The 14,686-nt window shown below is 72.0% G+C and carries 15 protein-coding genes and 1 pseudogene; 4 read left to right on the top strand and 12 right to left on the bottom strand.

What is annotated here, in order from left to right:
* Window positions 1-85: 85 nt before the first annotated feature.
* From ABEA26_RS04035 to ABEA26_RS04045, 3 genes are all read right to left on the bottom strand, one after another.
* Window positions 86-445, bottom strand: coding sequence for a hypothetical protein (locus ABEA26_RS04035; RefSeq protein ID WP_345589266.1), 360 nt, complete (start codon window positions 443-445; stop codon window positions 86-88).
* Between the two features lie 72 nt (window positions 446-517).
* On the bottom strand, window positions 518-1,243 hold the full coding sequence (locus ABEA26_RS04040) for a TetR/AcrR family transcriptional regulator (RefSeq protein WP_345589268.1): 726 nt from the start codon (window positions 1,241-1,243) through the stop codon (window positions 518-520).
* 36 nt (window positions 1,244-1,279) lie between these two features.
* Window positions 1,280-2,218: an AurF N-oxygenase family protein gene (locus tag ABEA26_RS04045; RefSeq protein ID WP_345589270.1), complete on the bottom strand. Its 939-nt coding sequence runs from the start codon at window positions 2,216-2,218 to the stop codon at window positions 1,280-1,282.
* 235 nt (window positions 2,219-2,453) lie between these two features.
* Here ABEA26_RS04045 and ABEA26_RS04050 point away from each other — a divergent pair, with 235 nt between their 5' ends.
* Window positions 2,454-3,053 carry a Uma2 family endonuclease gene (locus ABEA26_RS04050; RefSeq protein WP_345589272.1) on the top strand — a complete coding sequence of 200 codons (600 nt, stop codon included), beginning with the start codon at window positions 2,454-2,456 and terminating at the stop codon, window positions 3,051-3,053.
* Between the two features lie 115 nt (window positions 3,054-3,168).
* On the opposite strand, the gene ABEA26_RS04055 is transcribed toward ABEA26_RS04050, so the two are convergent.
* The 4 genes from ABEA26_RS04055 to ABEA26_RS04070 all read right to left on the bottom strand — a co-directional run bounded on the left by ABEA26_RS04055 (window position 3,169) and on the right by ABEA26_RS04070 (window position 7,510).
* Window positions 3,169-4,626, bottom strand: a complete 1,458-nt coding sequence (locus ABEA26_RS04055; protein ID WP_345589274.1) for a penicillin-binding transpeptidase domain-containing protein — start codon at window positions 4,624-4,626, stop codon at window positions 3,169-3,171.
* A gap of 16 nt (window positions 4,627-4,642) precedes the next feature.
* Window positions 4,643-6,025: an FtsW/RodA/SpoVE family cell cycle protein gene (locus ABEA26_RS04060; protein ID WP_345589276.1), complete on the bottom strand. Its 1,383-nt coding sequence runs from the start codon at window positions 6,023-6,025 to the stop codon at window positions 4,643-4,645.
* 43 nt (window positions 6,026-6,068) lie between these two features.
* Window positions 6,069-6,569: an SH3 domain-containing protein gene (locus ABEA26_RS04065; protein ID WP_345589278.1), complete on the bottom strand. Its 501-nt coding sequence runs from the start codon at window positions 6,567-6,569 to the stop codon at window positions 6,069-6,071.
* 434 nt (window positions 6,570-7,003) lie between these two features.
* Window positions 7,004-7,510 (bottom strand): protein-tyrosine phosphatase family protein, encoded by a 507-nt coding sequence (locus tag ABEA26_RS04070; RefSeq protein WP_345589280.1) that lies wholly within the window; start codon window positions 7,508-7,510, stop codon window positions 7,004-7,006.
* Window positions 7,511-7,872: 362 nt separating this feature from the next.
* Here ABEA26_RS04070 and ABEA26_RS04075 point away from each other — a divergent pair.
* Window positions 7,873-8,223: pseudogene (locus tag ABEA26_RS04075) on the top strand (NERD domain-containing protein); the annotation flags it as partial.
* An 87-nt stretch (window positions 8,224-8,310) separates the two neighbouring features.
* On the opposite strand, the gene ligD reads toward ABEA26_RS04075, so the two are convergent.
* Window positions 8,311-9,192 (bottom strand): non-homologous end-joining DNA ligase, encoded by an 882-nt coding sequence (gene ligD, locus ABEA26_RS04080; protein WP_345589281.1) that lies wholly within the window; start codon window positions 9,190-9,192, stop codon window positions 8,311-8,313.
* A 79-nt stretch (window positions 9,193-9,271) separates the two neighbouring features.
* On the opposite strand from ligD, the gene ku reads away from it, so the two are divergent.
* Complete coding sequence (gene ku, locus ABEA26_RS04085) at window positions 9,272-10,432, top strand: non-homologous end joining protein Ku (protein ID WP_345589283.1); 1,161 nt, start codon at window positions 9,272-9,274, stop codon at window positions 10,430-10,432.
* Between the two features lie 96 nt (window positions 10,433-10,528).
* On the opposite strand, the gene ABEA26_RS04090 is transcribed toward ku, so the two are convergent.
* Entirely contained in the window at window positions 10,529-11,125 is a 597-nt protein-coding gene (locus tag ABEA26_RS04090; RefSeq protein WP_345589284.1) for a hypothetical protein, read from the bottom strand.
* Between the two features lie 547 nt (window positions 11,126-11,672).
* Here ABEA26_RS04090 and ABEA26_RS04095 point away from each other — a divergent pair.
* Window positions 11,673-12,209 carry a MarR family winged helix-turn-helix transcriptional regulator gene (locus tag ABEA26_RS04095; RefSeq protein WP_345589285.1) on the top strand — a complete coding sequence of 179 codons (537 nt, stop codon included), beginning with the start codon at window positions 11,673-11,675 and terminating at the stop codon, window positions 12,207-12,209.
* Window positions 12,210-12,229: 20 nt separating this feature from the next.
* Here ABEA26_RS04095 and ABEA26_RS04100 read toward each other — a convergent pair whose 3' ends face one another.
* The 3 genes from ABEA26_RS04100 to ABEA26_RS04110 all read right to left on the bottom strand — a co-directional run bounded on the left by ABEA26_RS04100 (window position 12,230) and on the right by ABEA26_RS04110 (window position 14,484).
* Window positions 12,230-12,976, bottom strand: a complete 747-nt coding sequence (locus ABEA26_RS04100; protein WP_345589287.1) for a DUF4142 domain-containing protein — start codon at window positions 12,974-12,976, stop codon at window positions 12,230-12,232.
* A gap of 126 nt (window positions 12,977-13,102) precedes the next feature.
* Window positions 13,103-13,537 carry a PPOX class F420-dependent oxidoreductase gene (locus tag ABEA26_RS04105; RefSeq protein WP_345589289.1) on the bottom strand — a complete coding sequence of 145 codons (435 nt, stop codon included), beginning with the start codon at window positions 13,535-13,537 and terminating at the stop codon, window positions 13,103-13,105.
* A gap of 116 nt (window positions 13,538-13,653) precedes the next feature.
* Window positions 13,654-14,484 (bottom strand): DUF3152 domain-containing protein, encoded by an 831-nt coding sequence (locus ABEA26_RS04110; protein ID WP_345589291.1) that lies wholly within the window; start codon window positions 14,482-14,484, stop codon window positions 13,654-13,656.
* Window positions 14,485-14,686: the final 202 nt, after the last annotated feature.

Consider the following 14,686-nt stretch of genomic DNA (forward strand, 5'->3'; position numbering starts at 1 on the left):
AGGCGGCTCGTCCGCTCCGCACGGCGAGCATGTGACGTGTTCCCGGGCTCCGCGCGCCGAGTGTGCGCGGTTCGGCGCAACGGGGTCACCCGTGGGCGTCGTCCGGCTTGCCGTCCGGCGTGGCGTCTGGATCGGCGGCGGGCTTCGCGTCCGGTGCGGTGTCCGGTCCGGTGCCCGGGGTGGCGTCCGGCCTGGACCAGGGCCACTTCCGGCCGGAGCCCTTCCCACCCTCCGGGTCGTACGCGTACTTCCAGCGGGCGAGCCCGAGCCCGCCCCTGGCGTTCCGGGGCACCCGCCGGTACACGAGCACGGCGGGCGGGCCACCGTCCGGGTCCGGTACGGGGATGCGGTAGGTCTTCGGCGGGTGCCCGGTCATCCCGACCAGCACGGGCAGTGTCCGCCCGTCCATGGGACCGCCCTCGAAGGGTGTGTCTGCGCTCTTCACGGCACCAGTGTCAGCGATCCGGGCGCCGGTGTCAGACGCCGGTGCGCCGGTGCCGGATGGCCCGCGTCGGTGTCAGACGTCCCCTGCCGGCGCCTCGACCGGCGCCTCGACCGGCGCCTCGACCGACGCCTCGACCGGCGCCTCGACCGACGCCTCGATCAGCGCCTCGACCAGAGCCTGCGTCTGCGGGTCGCGGCGGGCGGTGACCGTCAGCACGGCGACGAACTGCTCGACGAGCCAGTCCCGCAGTTCGTCGAAGGGCGGTTCCTTGCCCTCGTCCAGCCAGATCAGCGAGGCCGCCTCCACCGCCGTGATCCACATCCTGACGGTCATCCGCAGCCGCGGGCCGGGCTCGGCGACGTCCAGGTGGCTCATGATGTGGTCGGCGGCGGCCCGGCGTACGCCGTCCACGATGGAGGAGGTCCGGGAGGTCTCGGCCACACTGCCGCCGCGCAGCAGGGCGCTGAAGCCGGTGTCGTGCTGGTCGACGAAGGTGAGGTAGCGGTCCAGGGCCCGGGAGAGCCGGGCGAGCAGCGGGCCCTCGCGCGGCTCGTCGAAGCACAGCCGCAGCTCGTCGGCGGCGGACCTGAGCGCGGCCTCGTACAGCTGCTGTTTGCCGCCCGGGAAGTACCGGTAGACCAGCGGCCGCGAGACCCCGGCCTGCTCGGCCACGTCGTCCAGGGAGACCTCCTCCGGTGGCCGGTGCGCGAAGAGGGCGAGTGCCGCGCCGAGCAACTGGACGCGGCGCTCCTCGACACTGAGCCGGCGGTAGGCGGGAGTGGAGGCCTGCGGGGTCATGCACCGCAGCCTAATCGGCGCGGCCCCGCCCGGTGCCTACGCCAGCAGCCCCGAAGACCTCCACAGCCGTCGTCCGACGCCCCGCAGCACGCCGATGTCGTCCAGGAAGTCGGTCAGCCGCTTCGCGCCGGTCTGCATGATCTCGCGGCGGTGGCCGCTGGCCTTGACCTGGGCCATGGCCTCGCGCCCGTCCAGGCCGACGTTCGTGTAGACCTCGGGGTTGACGAAGGCCACGGAGAAGACGCGGGCGAACTCGCCGGAGGTGACCCGGGTGAACTCCCGCGACCACTTCGGGGCCGTCACCATCTGTCGGCGCAGCTCCTCACGGGCGTAGCGCACGTGACGGGCCTCCTCCACGACGTGGATGCGTGTGACGCCCCGGATCAGCGGCTGGATCCTCTCGTCGGGGAAGGTCAGCCGCTGCATCCAGTCCAGGATCTCCTCGCCGAGCAGCGTGGCGGTGAAGGAGCCGGGCGTGGTGGAGATCGTCTTGAACAGGCGGCCCAGGTGCTGGTGCAGGGGGCTCACCGGGTACCACGGCGTCTCGCCGCGCGATATGAGCCGGGCGAACATCTTCGAGTGCCGGCACTCGTCCTCGATCTCGGTCAGCGCGTAGCGCACGTGCGCGCTCGTCGCCGACTTGTCGTAGATGTGCCGCACCAGCAGCTGCATGAGGATCAGCTCGAACCAGATGCCGAGCGAGGCGAGCGCCGCGGCCTCGTGCTGGGAGAGCGCGATGCGCTGCTCCTCGCTCATCCGCTTCCAGAGCGGGGTGTCGTACAGCGACACCAGCTCCGGCGGCCAGAACCACTTCCCCTCCTCGAAGGGCGCCTCCCAGTCCAGCTCCCTGTCCGGGTCGAAGGAGTGCTTGGCGGAAGAGGCGAGCAGCCGTTCGGCCACCTGCTCCCGGTCCTTGAGCAGGCCGAGAGCGTCGCGCAGACCGTCGAGCGCGTCGGCTTCCGTCAGGGTCGTCATGGCTGTCCCACCTCGTCGTACGGTCCGTGTTACCGGCGGTCACTCCACTCGCTCCGTCTTATGAGACTGCGCGTCAGTAAGCCCGTCAATCCCTTGGGCGGGACTTGTCGACCGTGGGTAAAGGTGAGGCCGGGCGTCAACGGCGCGGTGTCGGATCAGCTGATGGATCGAAGAGTCGACGTTCTCCCTGGGTACGCTGGCAGAGCCAGGCAGACTCCAGCGCACGGGAGCGATCATGAGCGCCGGACGTGACTACGGGCTGGACGACGACTACGAGTGGCCGCGCCCGCCGGAGGGCGGCTGGACGGCGGACGACCTCGACGAGCTTCCCAACCTGCCTCCGCATACGGAGCTGATCGACGGGAGTCTTGTCTTCGTGGGTCCGCAGACGAATTCCCACTCACGCGCCATCCGCCTGCTGGACAACGCCCTGCTGGCCCAGGCGCCGGAGGAGCTCGATGTCATCCGGGAGATGACGATCAAACTCAACAAGCGCAATCGGCCGGAGCCCGATGTTCTGGTGTTCCGTGCCGACGCGGACGCGGGTCCGAAGCAGACCTGGTACCGGCCGGAGGACGTCGTGATCGCGGTCGAGGTCGTCTCCGAGGAGTCGGAGGACCGGGACCGTGAGGTAAAACCCCAGAAGTACGCGCGTGCGGGTATCCCTCACTACTGGCGGGTCGAGGAGAACGACGGACTTCCGGTCGTATACGTCTACGAGATCGACCCCGCCACCGCGGCCTACGGCCTGACCGGCATCTTCCACAACCGCCTCAAGCTCACCGTTCCGTTCACCATCGACATCGACCTCACCGCCGTCAACCGCCGTCGCTAGACCGGGCAGCCCAGTCCCTCCGGCACCGCACCCGCCTCCAGTACCGACGACCCTGCCCGCAACGACGTCCGCAGTGTGAAGGCGTACGGCCCGTTCGCGCCGTGGTACCCCCGTCTCACGACGTGAGTACCGCCTCCATCACCGCCCGCGCGATCGGTGCCGCCAGCCCGCTGCCGCTGATGTCCTCGCGGTCCGCAGCCGAGCCCTCGACCACCACCGCGACCGCCACCCTCGGCTCCAGGTCGTCGTCGCCCTGCGCCCAGGAGACGAACCACGCGTACGGGGCGCCCGAGTTGCCCACCCCGTGCTGCGCGGTGCCGGTCTTGCCGCCGACGGTGGCGCCGGGGATGGCGGCGATCGCGCCGGTGCCGTTCTCCACCACGCCGGTCATCAGCTCCTTCAGCCGCGCGGCCGTCGACGGTCGCATCGCCTCCCGCGAGGGCCCGGGCCCCGCCGTCGCCAGGATGCTGCCGCCCGCCCGCAGGGTCCGTTCCACCAGGTACGGCGAGCGCACCTGGCCGCCGTCGGCCACCGCGGCCGCCACCATCGCCATCTGCAGCGGAGTCGCCCGCGTGTTGTACTGCCCGATCGACGACAGCCCGAGCTGTGCCCGGTCCACCGAGGTGTCGAAGGTGCTCCGCGAGACGGCGAAGGGGATGCGCAGCCGGGAGTCGTTGAAGCCGAAGGCCTCCGCCGTCGCCGCCATGGCACGCACGCCCACGTCCACGCCGAGCTTGGCGAACACCGTGTTGCAGGACCACTCGAAGGCCTCCCGCAGCGACGCGTCCCGGCATCCGTCGGCCTCGTTCGTGAGCCTGGTCCGAGTCCCGGGCAGGGTGTACGGGGCGGGGGAGCGGGTCGGCGCGTCGAGGTCCCGGACGACGCCCGAGTCCAGCGCCGCCGCCGCGGTGACCACCTTGAAGGTCGAACCGGGCGGGTAGGTACGGCGCACGGCCCGGTTGAGCATCGGCCGGTCCGGGTCGCTGTTCAGCCGGTCCCAGGTCCGGGTGGCGGCCGCGCTGTTCCCCGACAGCAGCTGGGGGTCGTACGACGGCGTGGACACCAGTGCCAGGATGCGGCCGGTCGTCGGCTCGATCGCGGCCACCGCCCCCTTGCGCCGGCCGAGCCCCTCGAACGCGGCCCGCTGCGCGGCCGCGTCGATCGTCGTCACGACGTCGCCGCCCGGGTTGGGGGCGCCCGTGACGTCGTTCCAGAGGGGGAGCGGGGCGAGCAGCGGGTCGGCGCCGGACAGGAGGCCGTCCTCGGCGCCCTCCAGCAGGGTCGTCCCGTACGCCTGCGAGGCGAAGCCGGTGATCGGCGCGTACATCGGCCCGTCCTGGTACGTCCGTTCGAAGCGCAGGTGCTCGCCGGTGTCCCGGGAGCCGGTGACCGGCTCGCCACCGACCAGGATGTCGCCGCGCGGCTGCTGGTAGCGGGCGATGTCCGGGCGGCGGTTGGCCGGGTTGTCGTCGTACTCCGGGGCCTGGACGATCTGCACCCGGGCCGCGTTCACCAGCAGGGCGACCAACAGCAGGGCGCAGAAGGCGGCGGCGTGCCGGATGTTCCGGGTCACCGGAGCTTCCCGGCTCTCACGGCGCCACCTGCCCGTCGGCCTGGCCGGCCTGGCTGCGGGCCGCGTGGCTGACCCGGATCAGCAGCGCCACGATCGCCCAGTTGGTGACGACCGAGGAGCCGCCCTGGGCCAGGAACGGCATCGCCATGCCGGTCAGCGGGATCAGCCCGGTCACCCCGCCCGCGATGACGAACACCTGGAGCGCCACGATCGAGGAGAGGCCGACCGCGAGCAGCCGGCCGAAGGGGTCGCGGGCCCTGAGCCCCGCCCGGTAGCCGCGCTCCACCAGCAGCGCGTACAGGAGGAAGATCGCGGTCAGGCCCAGGAAGCCCAGCTCCTCCCCGGCGGTCGCCAGGATGAAGTCCGACTTGACGGCGAAGCCGATCAGGACGGAGTGGCCGAGGCCCAGGCCCGTGCCGGTCACCCCGCCCGCCGCGAAGGCGAACAGCGACTGGGCCAGCTGGTTGGGTCCCCGGCCCGCCTCGATCGACGCGAAGGGGTGCAGCCAGTCCTCCACTCTGCTGTGCACGTGCGGCTCCAGCCAGCCCACCGCGACCGCGCCCAGCGAGGCCAGCACCAGGCCGACGGCGATCCAGCCGGTGCGGCCGGTGGCGACGTAGAGAAGGACGACGAACAGGCCGAAGAAGAGCAGCGAGGTGCCGAGGTCGCGCTCCAGGACCAGGACGCCGACGCTGACCAGCCAGACCGCGACGATCGGACCGAGGACGCGGCCGGTGGGCAGCTGGAGCCGCCACACCCGGCGCCCCGCGTACGCCAGCGCGCTGCGGTTCGCTGCCAGGTAGGCGGCGAAGAACACCGCGAGCAGCACCTTCGCGAACTCGCCGGGCTGGATGGAGAAACCCTCGACCCGGATCCAGATGCGGGCGCCGTTCACGGCCGGGAAGAAGATCGGCACGGTGAGCAGGACGAGCGCGGCGGCGACGCTGACGTAGGCGTAGCGCTGGAGCACGCGGTGGTCGCGCAGGAGCAGCACGACCACGATGAACAGCCCGACGCCCAGCGTCGACCACACCAGCTGGGCGGGGGCCGCCCGGTCGCCGGGCGTCTCCAGGTCGAGCCGGTAGATCAGCACCAGACCGAGGCCGTTGAGCAGTACCCCGATGGGCAGCAGGAGCGGGTCGGCCCAGGGGGCGCGCAGCCGTACCGCCAGATGGGCGAGGAGCGCGAGCACACCGAGCCCGGCGCCGTAACCGGCGGCGCCGGGCGGGAGGGTGCCGTGCTGGGCGAGACCGACGTTGCAGTAGCCGAACACCGACAGCAGGACGGCCGTGAGAATGAGTGAGAGTTCGATGCCACGGCGCCGGGGGAGGCGGGCGACGGGAGCGGGCGTGTCCGCCTGTGCCACGGTGATTCCGGTTCCGGTTCCGGCCTTGGTCATGTCCGGAACTTACCCAAATGGTGCGGTGTGTGAGTCGTTCGCATCAGCACCAGCGCGGCGCGGGCCCGACGTTGTCGATGTAGCGGGCCGCGCCCCAGGCCCAGGTGCCGTCCGTCAGGAGGTACCAGAGCGGGTTGCCCTTCACCTTGTCGCCGGGGGTCTTGCAGTAGATGTGCACGGTCTCGCCGCGGTGGGCGTACCGGATGACGTCCGAGCCGCGGGCCGGCGAGGTGCGCAGGGCGAGCCGGTCGGCCGTGACGACGCCGCGGTAGCTGCCCTGCTCCTGGCGGCCGTCGTTCCCGGCCCCGTGGCCACCGCCGTTCCCGCCGCTGCCCCCTCCTCCGTCACCTCCTCCGTTTCCACCGCCGTTCCCGCCGGAGGGGCTGGTGGTGGCGCTGTCGGAGCCGGAGTCCCCGCCACCCCACTCGTCGTTCGCGACGGCGGGCGTGACGGCGACGGCGGTGGCGAGCGCGCCGGCGGCGACGGCGGTGGCGAGGCCGCGCAGGAGCGGTGAACGCGGGGACAGTGCGGACAGCAGGGACATGGGAGTACCTCCCGGGGAGTGGGGAGCCAACGGGTCTTCAGGTGACTAACCGCCACCTTAGGAGCGCCCACCACGGACCGCCCGCCGCACTGCGCCATCGGGGCAGCGGCCGGCCCGCCGGGCCTGTGTATCCGACGGCTGTGCAGGCTGAGCAGATGCTCACGCACTGCGCGCACGCCGGGCTCTGCGCGGCCGGTGTCGCGCCCGCGCTCCGCAGCCCGTCCCGAGTCACCGCAGGCGGCCAGCGCTCCGGCCGCCACGGTCACCAGGAGCGGCGCGAGGGCGGCGGGGACGCGGGCGCAGCGGCCACGGCGGCTCGGGAGCACTGCACTCCAGGGGTTCGGTCGTCCAGTGACATCAGGTGACCGGAATCGGTGATCCGCTACACCCTTTTCGGACGGAAGTCCATTTTGCCTGCGTGGCGGAGGGCCGGGCTACTCGGCCAGCTCCTCCAGCAGCCGCGCGGTGTCCAGACCGGTCCGCAGGTACTCCACGAAGAGGTCGTTGTGCAGCGCCCACCGCGAGCGCCGGGCACGGATCAGCCGCACCGCCTCCTCGGCCGTACCGCCCCGGCGCACGAGCGTGTGCGCGACGACGAGGCCGGAGCGGTTGTACCCGTGGTAACAGCGGACGAGGACCTTGCGGCCCCTGTCCAGTGCCTCGCCCGCGGCCTCCGCCAGCCGGATGACACCCGCGAGCTGGGTGCCGTCGAGGGGCCCGTCGGGGATCGGCCACACATGGTGCTCGACACCTTGGTCCGGCCCGTGTCCGGGCAGTCGGAGCAGGGTCTGCACGAGATCGAACTCGTCCCGTACCACGGCGAACTCCAGCTCCCCGGCCTGCCGCTGGAACTCGTGCCCGCCCATCCACAGCCCCGGCACGATCTCGTCCCACGGCCGGCCCGGAGCCGGCGCGTCCGCTCCCTTCCCACGGGTACGCACCAGCGCCTCCCCAGCCCGCCCGAAGGTCCGTCCGACCACCTCAAAGGTAACCGGGTTCTTGCCCCCGCAGCACCCCTCCTGTTCCCGTGGTCCGTGGGGCGAGTGCCCAACGGGCACGCCCATAGGTCGCACTAACTCGATCGTGTGATGGTCTACTCGAAGGCTTGCTTTGTGCTGGAGCGATTGGCGTAGCGTGGTCAGCGCGATCTGGGACACGGGTGCGGTGTCGGCGTGCGGAACCCCTGCTCCACCGGAGTGATGGTTCAGGGGAATTGCTCCCGCTCAGTCCAGAGGACCGGTGATGGGCATGAGCGGTCTGTGGCATGCCTACTTGGTGGCACGGCGGGCCGGGCCCATCACCTCACCTGGTGATCGGCCCCGGCGGCCTCTACGCCGTCCACGCGTTGTCCGCCCGCAGGCAGCGTGTGCGCATCGCCGACCCCCTGGTCGCGCTGGGTCGCCGCGAACCGCTTCCGCTGCTGCGCCGGGTCCGCGCAGACGCCGACCGGGCCTCCTACGCCCTGACGGCCGAGGTCCGTCCCGTCCTCGTCGGCGCGGCGCACGTGGTCGTCGCGGGCCCGCCCCGTTCGGTCCGCGTCCTCACGGGCGAGGAGCTGCCCGGCCTGGCCCGCCCGGGCGGGGTGCTCAAACCGGTGGACGTGGAGGCCCTGCACGCCATGGCCCGTGACCGCACCACCTGGACGCGCGTCTGAGAGCGGTCGCGGGTGGGGCCAGGGCCGTGGCGGGGGAGCCGTTCGCGGGGCAGGGTGCGAGGGGCAGGGCAGGGTGCCGCACGCCGGTCAGGGCAGGGGTGCCGCTCGCCGCCGCTCGAACAGCGGTGCCAGCAGATCGCCGTAGTCCCGCACCCGCGGCCCGACGTCGTCCGCCCGGAAGACGAACTGCTCCGCGCTCCGGCACCCGGCCACCTCGTCCCACGTCACCGGCGTCGAGACCGCCGGCTGGGAACGCGCCCGCATCGTGTACGGAGTGGCCGTGGTCTTGCGTGCCGCGTTCTGGCTCCAGTCGACGAACACCTTCCCCGGCCGCAGGCTGCGCGTCATCCGGTGCACCACCTGCCGCGGCAGCGCCCGCTCCGCCTCCACCGCCAGCGCCTTCGCGTACTCCGACACCCGCTCCGACGACGACCCCCGCACCCCGGCCAGCAGATGCAGCCCCTTCGCCCCGGACGTCTTGGCGTACGCCTCGATCCCGTCGGCCGCCAGCCGCTCCCGCAGCCACAGGGCGACCTCGCAGCACTGCACGACGGTCGCGGGCGGCCCGGGGTCGAGGTCGAAGACCAACCGGTCGGCCTCGTCGGGATCGTCCGCGGTCCACTGGTGTGTGTGGAACTCGGTCACCAGGTTCGCCGCCCACATCAGGCTCGCCAGGTCCTGCACCAGCACCATCCGCGCCGGCCCCTCCGACCGGGGCACCTCGGCCGTGGTGACCCAGTCGGGCGTACCCGGCGGCACGTTCTTGGTGAAGAACACCTGGCCGTCCGGTCCGTCCGGATACCTCAGGAAGGAGACCGGACGGTCCCGTAGATGCGGCAGCAGCACTTGCGCGGTCGTCGCGTAGTAGTGCAGCAGCTCACCCTTGGTGAGGCCGGTCGCCGGATACAGCACCTTGTCCAGGTTGCTGAGGGCGATCCGTCGCCCCTCCACCTCTGTGATAGGCGCCATACCATGAGAATCTCACGAATCGCGGACAAACCGCCCGATGGTCGTCCAGCGGTCGACCGACCGGAAAGGGGTGCTGCACGTGCGATCCATCTGGAACGGCGCGATCTCCTTCGGTCTGGTCGGTATCCCGGTCAAGCTGATCAACGCGACGGAGAGCCACTCGGTCTCCTTCCGCCAGATCCACACGGAGGACGGCGGACGCATCCGCTACCGCAAGGTCTGTGAGCTGGAGGACCGCGAGGTCGGCCAGGACGAGATCGGCAGGGCATACGAGGACGCCGACGGTTCCATGATCCCGATCACCGACGAGGACCTGGCCCAGCTGCCGGTCCCGACCGCGCGGACGATCGAGATCGTGGCCTTCGTGCCGAGGGAGCGCGTCGACCCGCTCCAGATGGGCTCCGCGTACTACCTCGCGGCGAGCGGCGCCCCCGCCGCCAAGCCGTACACGCTGCTGCGCGAGGCGCTGGGGCGCAGCAACCGGGTCGCCGTCGCCAAGTTCGCGCTGCGGGGCCGTGAGCGCCTCGGCATGCTCCGGGTCGTCGGCGACGCCATCGTGATGCACGGCCTGCTCTGGCCGGACGAGGTGCGCGCCCCCGAGGTCGTCGCCCCGGACGCCGGTGTCACCGTCCGCGACCAGGAACTGGACCTCGCGGACGCCCTGATGGCCACGCTCGGCGAGATCGACCTGGACGACCTGCACGACGAGTACCGCGAGGCCCTGGAAGAGGTCATCGCCGCGAAAGCCGCCGGGGAGGCGCCCCCTCAGACCCACGAGGCGGCACCGTCCGGCAAGGTGCTCGACCTGATGGCCGCGCTGGAGAACAGCGTGCGGGCGGCCCGCGGGTCCCGGGGCGGGGAGGCGTCCGGCCCCGCCGAGGAGGCCGAGGTCAGGACGCTGCCGCAGCGCGGGGCGGCATCCCGGTGGACGCCCAAGGAGACCGGCGGCAAGAAGTCGACGTCGGCGGCGGAGCAGAAGCCGGCGGCGGAGCAGAAGACGGCGGCGGGGCAGAAGCCGGCGGCGCGGAAGACGACAGGCAAGACGACGACCGCGAAGAAGACGGCAGGGAAGAGCACGGCGGCGAAGAACACCGACAGGAAGAAGACCGACGCGAAGAAGTCGACGGGGAGGTCCGCCCAGCCTGCGAAGAGGAGTGCGGCGAAGACCGCCGCCCCGAAGGCGACGGGCGCCGGCAGGAGCACCGCCAAGAAGACGGCGTCCCGCAAGCACAGCGCCTGACGCCCACCGGCACAAGCCAACCGGAGCGGGCTGCCGATCAGTAGATGCGGATGGGGATGCGGATGCGGGTGTCGTCGCACCCGCGTCGAGCCCGGTTCAGTCGAGAGTCCAGGCGGAGTAGGACGCCCGGGGGACCACGGACGGGGTGGATTCGAAGACCGCGGGGGTCGCGTCGCCGGAGGCCGTCGGCGCGAGGGAGGCGGCGGTGGGCAGGACGGGACCCTCCTCCAGGTGTTGCCCGATCGTGTCGGCCGGCCCGCCGCCCGGGGTGCCGGTCCCGGTGGACAGCTGCGACCACGCGGTCAGGGCGAGGGCGACCGCCGCGGCCGTGCCGATCACCCGGCCGACCCGCCGGACCCGGGCGCGGCCGTCCAGTTCACGCCAGGCCGTGCCGGCACCCGGATCCTCCGGGTGCCACGGCTCGCCGATCACGTCGGACGGACGGCCGATGGACGTCTTCATGGTCGTGTCCGTGCTGTCCGTGCTGTCCGTGCTGTCCGTGCTGTCCGTGCCGTCCGGAGGCAGGGGGCGCCAACCGGGTGTCCGGTCCCGTGCGGCGGGTTCCCTCGGGGCGGAGGCGCGGATGGCGCGCTCGTCGTCGTCCAGGAACTGCCGCCAGACGTACTCCGGTACGGACGGCGTACCGTCCGGCTCGTCCGGCGTGGCGCCGCTGTCCGGCCCCGAAGCGGTCATGGTCCCGCTCTTCCTCTCTTCTTCGGCCCGTACGGCGGCCGGGCGTGAGTGTGAGCGGGACGGCGGGGCCCGCCCACGCCCCCGGTGCGTCGTCCCGCGCCGTCGGGTGCCGGGGCACAGGTGCCGGTGTCACTCCTGGGCGCCGTACAGCACGCGGTCGCGGGCCGGTCGCCCGTCGGATCATTGCACAGTGCAAAAAGTGATCGCCAGGGCCCCCGGACGCTCTCTCTCCCACCCACTGCGCGCGCCGTACATGGGGACGGCCCGCCCGGCTGCGCGGAACGACGCCTTGTCGCCGTCCACCGCCAATCCCGTGAACGTGCGAAGACGCCGGGCTGTTCCCGGGTGGCGGCTGCCGAACCCGGTGACCGTCCTGGCTGCTGACGCTCGTTCCGGGACGAGAACCACCTTCCGCGTCCCTCTTTGTACAGGGAGAGGCGGATCGACGGTCTCCGCCGCTCCCTTTGCGTGGATCCGGTCACCGGAGCGGCACCCTGACGCGCGATCAGGTGGATGGGCGGGAACGCCGGCACGGTAGAAAGGACCCATGCCGGAGCGTGAGATGCCCATCGGGGGCCTGGACGACGTCGACGCGGTCACCGGGGCCGTACTGGCCGCGTCGCGACTGCTGGTGGCCGTCTCCGCGAGGTCGCTCGCCGAGGTGGAGGAGCGGGTGACGCTGCCCCAGTTCCGGATGCTGATGGTGCTCGCCACCAGGGGCGCCACCAAGTTGGTCGCGCTCGCCGACCATCTCCAGGTCGCCCCGTCCACGGCGATGCGCATGGTCGACCGGCTGATCGCGGCCGGGCTCGCCGACCGGCAGACAAACCCCGACAACCGGCGCGAGACCCTCCTCCGACTCACCGACGAGGGCCGACGCACCGTCGAGAACGTCAGTGCCCGGCGCCGCACCGAGGTCGCCGCGATCGTCGAACGGCTCGAGCCCCGTCAGCGGGCGGCGCTCGTCGAGGCGCTCACCGCCTTCAGCGAGGCGGGCGGCGAGCCCCTCGCCCCGGCACCGGACGACCCCCAGCCGCATCCGCTCGGCTGGGCGGCGGACGTCACAGCGGCCCGCGACGCCTGACGCTGCAGGGGCACGGCACGTCACGGGGCCGCTGGCGAGGGGGTGGGCGACGGGGAGGCCGTGTTCACGTTCAGGTCGGGCCGCGGCTTGAGCACGAGCACCCGCTCTCCCGGCTGCGGCGGGGGCGGGGTGACCTTCTCCCTCGGTAGTTTCGCCGGACCGGTCTGCTGGAAGGTGACCCGGTCGTACTCGACCAGCCCGGTCTTCTCCAGCACCGTGATGTGGTCCAGGACGGTGTCGTTGGCCAGGTCGGCCAGTTGCCGCACGAGCGTGTTCTTGGTGGTGGCCCGGATCTCGGCGATCGCCGGGAAGATCCGGCCGTGGGTCACCCGCATGATGTTGACCGCCGACGAGTCGAACTCCTCGCCGCTCTTGGCGTCCACCGTCGCCACGAAGCCCTCCTGCTGGGGAGAGGCCCTGTTGGGCAGCGTGATGCCCAGTTCGGGAGAGATCTCCCGGCACATCGCGTCCAGCCCGGCGTGGCCGACGACCAGATGCTCGCCGGCGGTCTTCATCGCCTTCGACGTACCGCGCTCCATCACCATCTCGCCCAGCGGATACTCCCACAGCCCGGCGGCCCGGACCTTGACCACGAAGTCGCGGTCGGCCTCCGTGAGCGGCCCGAACTCCGTGCTCGCGACGACACGGTTCTGGTCACCGTCGGCCCCGTCCAGACCGAGCACGGCTGGGAAGGCCAGAGCGGTGAGGGTCAGGGTCATCGCACCGAACAGGACGACGACTCCGATCCTGTCGCGGGACAGGCGCATGGTTCCTCCAGGGGCGACGCGAGAGACTCGCCGACGAGTCGTACTCGTGACCGGTACTCGTGCTTGTCGCCAGGAGGTACGCAAACGGCGGACGGATCCATCACCGCTCGGGCACAGAACATCACTTCAGCCGAGGTCGGCCCCGTACACGCGCTCGACCGACATCGTGAGCAGCACGCGGCGCTCGGACACCATCGTCATCCGGTACTCGTCCCAGTCCGGGTGTTCGCCGGCGGCGGCGCGGTAGTACTCCACCAGTGCCCCGACCTCCGGCCCGTGCGGGTCGATGCCGGGACCGGTGAGGGTCACGACGCCTTCGGCGGTGGCCCAGGACCTGCCGTCCGGGGCGGTCACCTCCAGGGCGGCCCGCGGGTCCCGGCGCAGGTTCGCCGTCTTGGCCAGCCCTTCGCGGGTGGAGACGCGGACGACGCCGGCCTCCGGGTCGTAGGCGGGCATGACGGGGGAGAGCTGCGGGCGGCCGTCCGACTTGATCGTCGCCAGCACGCCGAGCCGGCTCTCCGCCAGGAGGGTGCGAGGGTCGAAGCGCGGTGTGGTGGTCATGAGCCGATCATCACCCCGCGCCCCGCCCGCTGTCCCGCGAACCCTCCGCCGAACGCCCCGCCAGGTCGTCCTCGGGTGGTCCGCGGACGGTGGTCGCGGTGGGGTCCGCGGGTGGTTCAGGGGACCGAGGGTCCGCTCAGGTAGTCGCCGTCGTCGTCGTAGGGCCAGGCGTTGGCGACACACCCCTTGAGGCCCTTGATCTGCTGCATCATCGCCGGAGCCGGCAGACCGGGACCGGGACAGGTCTCGTGGTTGTGGCCGATGCGGTGACCGACCTCGTGGTTGATGATCAGGGCCCGGTACTCGCCGATCGGGCCCTTGAACTGCGGGGAGCCCAGCACCCAGCGCTTGAGGTTCACCACGACGTCCTTTTCGCCCGCGCAGTTCACCTCGCCCCCGGTGTCGAGGCCCCACTGGCCGCAGATCGCGTCGACGGTGCCCGGCGTGGCGATCTTCACAACGAAGTCGAACGAGCCGGAGCTCACCAGCCGGAAGGAGTTCGTCCCGTCCCGGGTCCAGCCCCGGCGGTGGGCGAGCACGTCCGATATCTCGGCCGCGGCCTCGCTCGCCCGGACGTCGATGCCCTCCTCGACCAGGACCTTGTAACGGCGTACGCGGCTGCCCGTGCCCACGGTCGAACCGTCGGCGTCGGCGGTGACGAAGGTGCCCGGGCCGGTCGGGGGAATGGCGATGGTGCTGGGGGAGGGAGAGGGCGACGGGGAGGCCTTCACCGACGGCGACGAGGAAGGACTCGACGACCCGGACGGCGCCCCGGCGGCGTCCAGCGCGTCGGCGACGTCGGCCACCTGGTCGTCCGTGGCCTGGGGCCCGGTGTCCCGCCAGTACGCGAAGGCCGCGCCCCCCGCGAGCAGTACGGCACCGAAGGTCAGGCCGGCCAGGACCGTCCGGCCGGTTCTGCGGCGCCGCCGCCTGCGGGCGCGGGACACGCGCCCATCACTCTCCGAGGTGTTTCTTCGGCGTGACCGGCGGGCTGTGGATCGGCCCACGTCGTGCGTCCTCTCTACTGGTCGGCGGGGCGCACAGTGGTCTCCTGTGTGCTTTTGTACCCCCCAAGATCAAAGCGGAAGGATGTGCGAAACCGTCGGAGGACATGAAGTGCGGCTTCTCACACGCGGGTTCGGTTCGAGC

Origin of the sequence: Streptomyces marokkonensis (assembly GCF_039539045.1) — a bacterium.
Taxonomy (GTDB): domain Bacteria; phylum Actinomycetota; class Actinomycetes; order Streptomycetales; family Streptomycetaceae; genus Streptomyces; species Streptomyces marokkonensis.

Excerpts from the sequence above, each read along its gene's own strand:
- ABEA26_RS04040 (WP_345589268.1), bottom strand. The coding sequence starts at position 1,243 with ATGACCCCGCAGGCCTCCACTCCCGCCTACCGCCGGCTCAGTGTCGAG.
- ABEA26_RS04045 (WP_345589270.1), bottom strand. The coding sequence starts at position 2,218 with ATGACGACCCTGACGGAAGCCGACGCGCTCGACGGTCTGCGCGACGCT.
- ABEA26_RS04050 (WP_345589272.1), top strand. The coding sequence starts at position 2,454 with ATGAGCGCCGGACGTGACTACGGGCTGGACGACGACTACGAGTGGCCG.
- ABEA26_RS04060 (WP_345589276.1), bottom strand. The coding sequence starts at position 6,025 with ATGACCAAGGCCGGAACCGGAACCGGAATCACCGTGGCACAGGCGGAC.
- ABEA26_RS04065 (WP_345589278.1), bottom strand. The coding sequence starts at position 6,569 with ATGTCCCTGCTGTCCGCACTGTCCCCGCGTTCACCGCTCCTGCGCGGC.
- ligD (WP_345589281.1), bottom strand. The coding sequence starts at position 9,192 with ATGGCGCCTATCACAGAGGTGGAGGGGCGACGGATCGCCCTCAGCAAC.
- ABEA26_RS04090 (WP_345589284.1), bottom strand. The coding sequence starts at position 11,125 with ATGACCGCTTCGGGGCCGGACAGCGGCGCCACGCCGGACGAGCCGGAC.
- ABEA26_RS04095 (WP_345589285.1), top strand. The coding sequence starts at position 11,673 with ATGCCGGAGCGTGAGATGCCCATCGGGGGCCTGGACGACGTCGACGCG.
- ABEA26_RS04100 (WP_345589287.1), bottom strand. The coding sequence starts at position 12,976 with ATGCGCCTGTCCCGCGACAGGATCGGAGTCGTCGTCCTGTTCGGTGCG.
- ABEA26_RS04105 (WP_345589289.1), bottom strand. The coding sequence starts at position 13,537 with ATGACCACCACACCGCGCTTCGACCCTCGCACCCTCCTGGCGGAGAGC.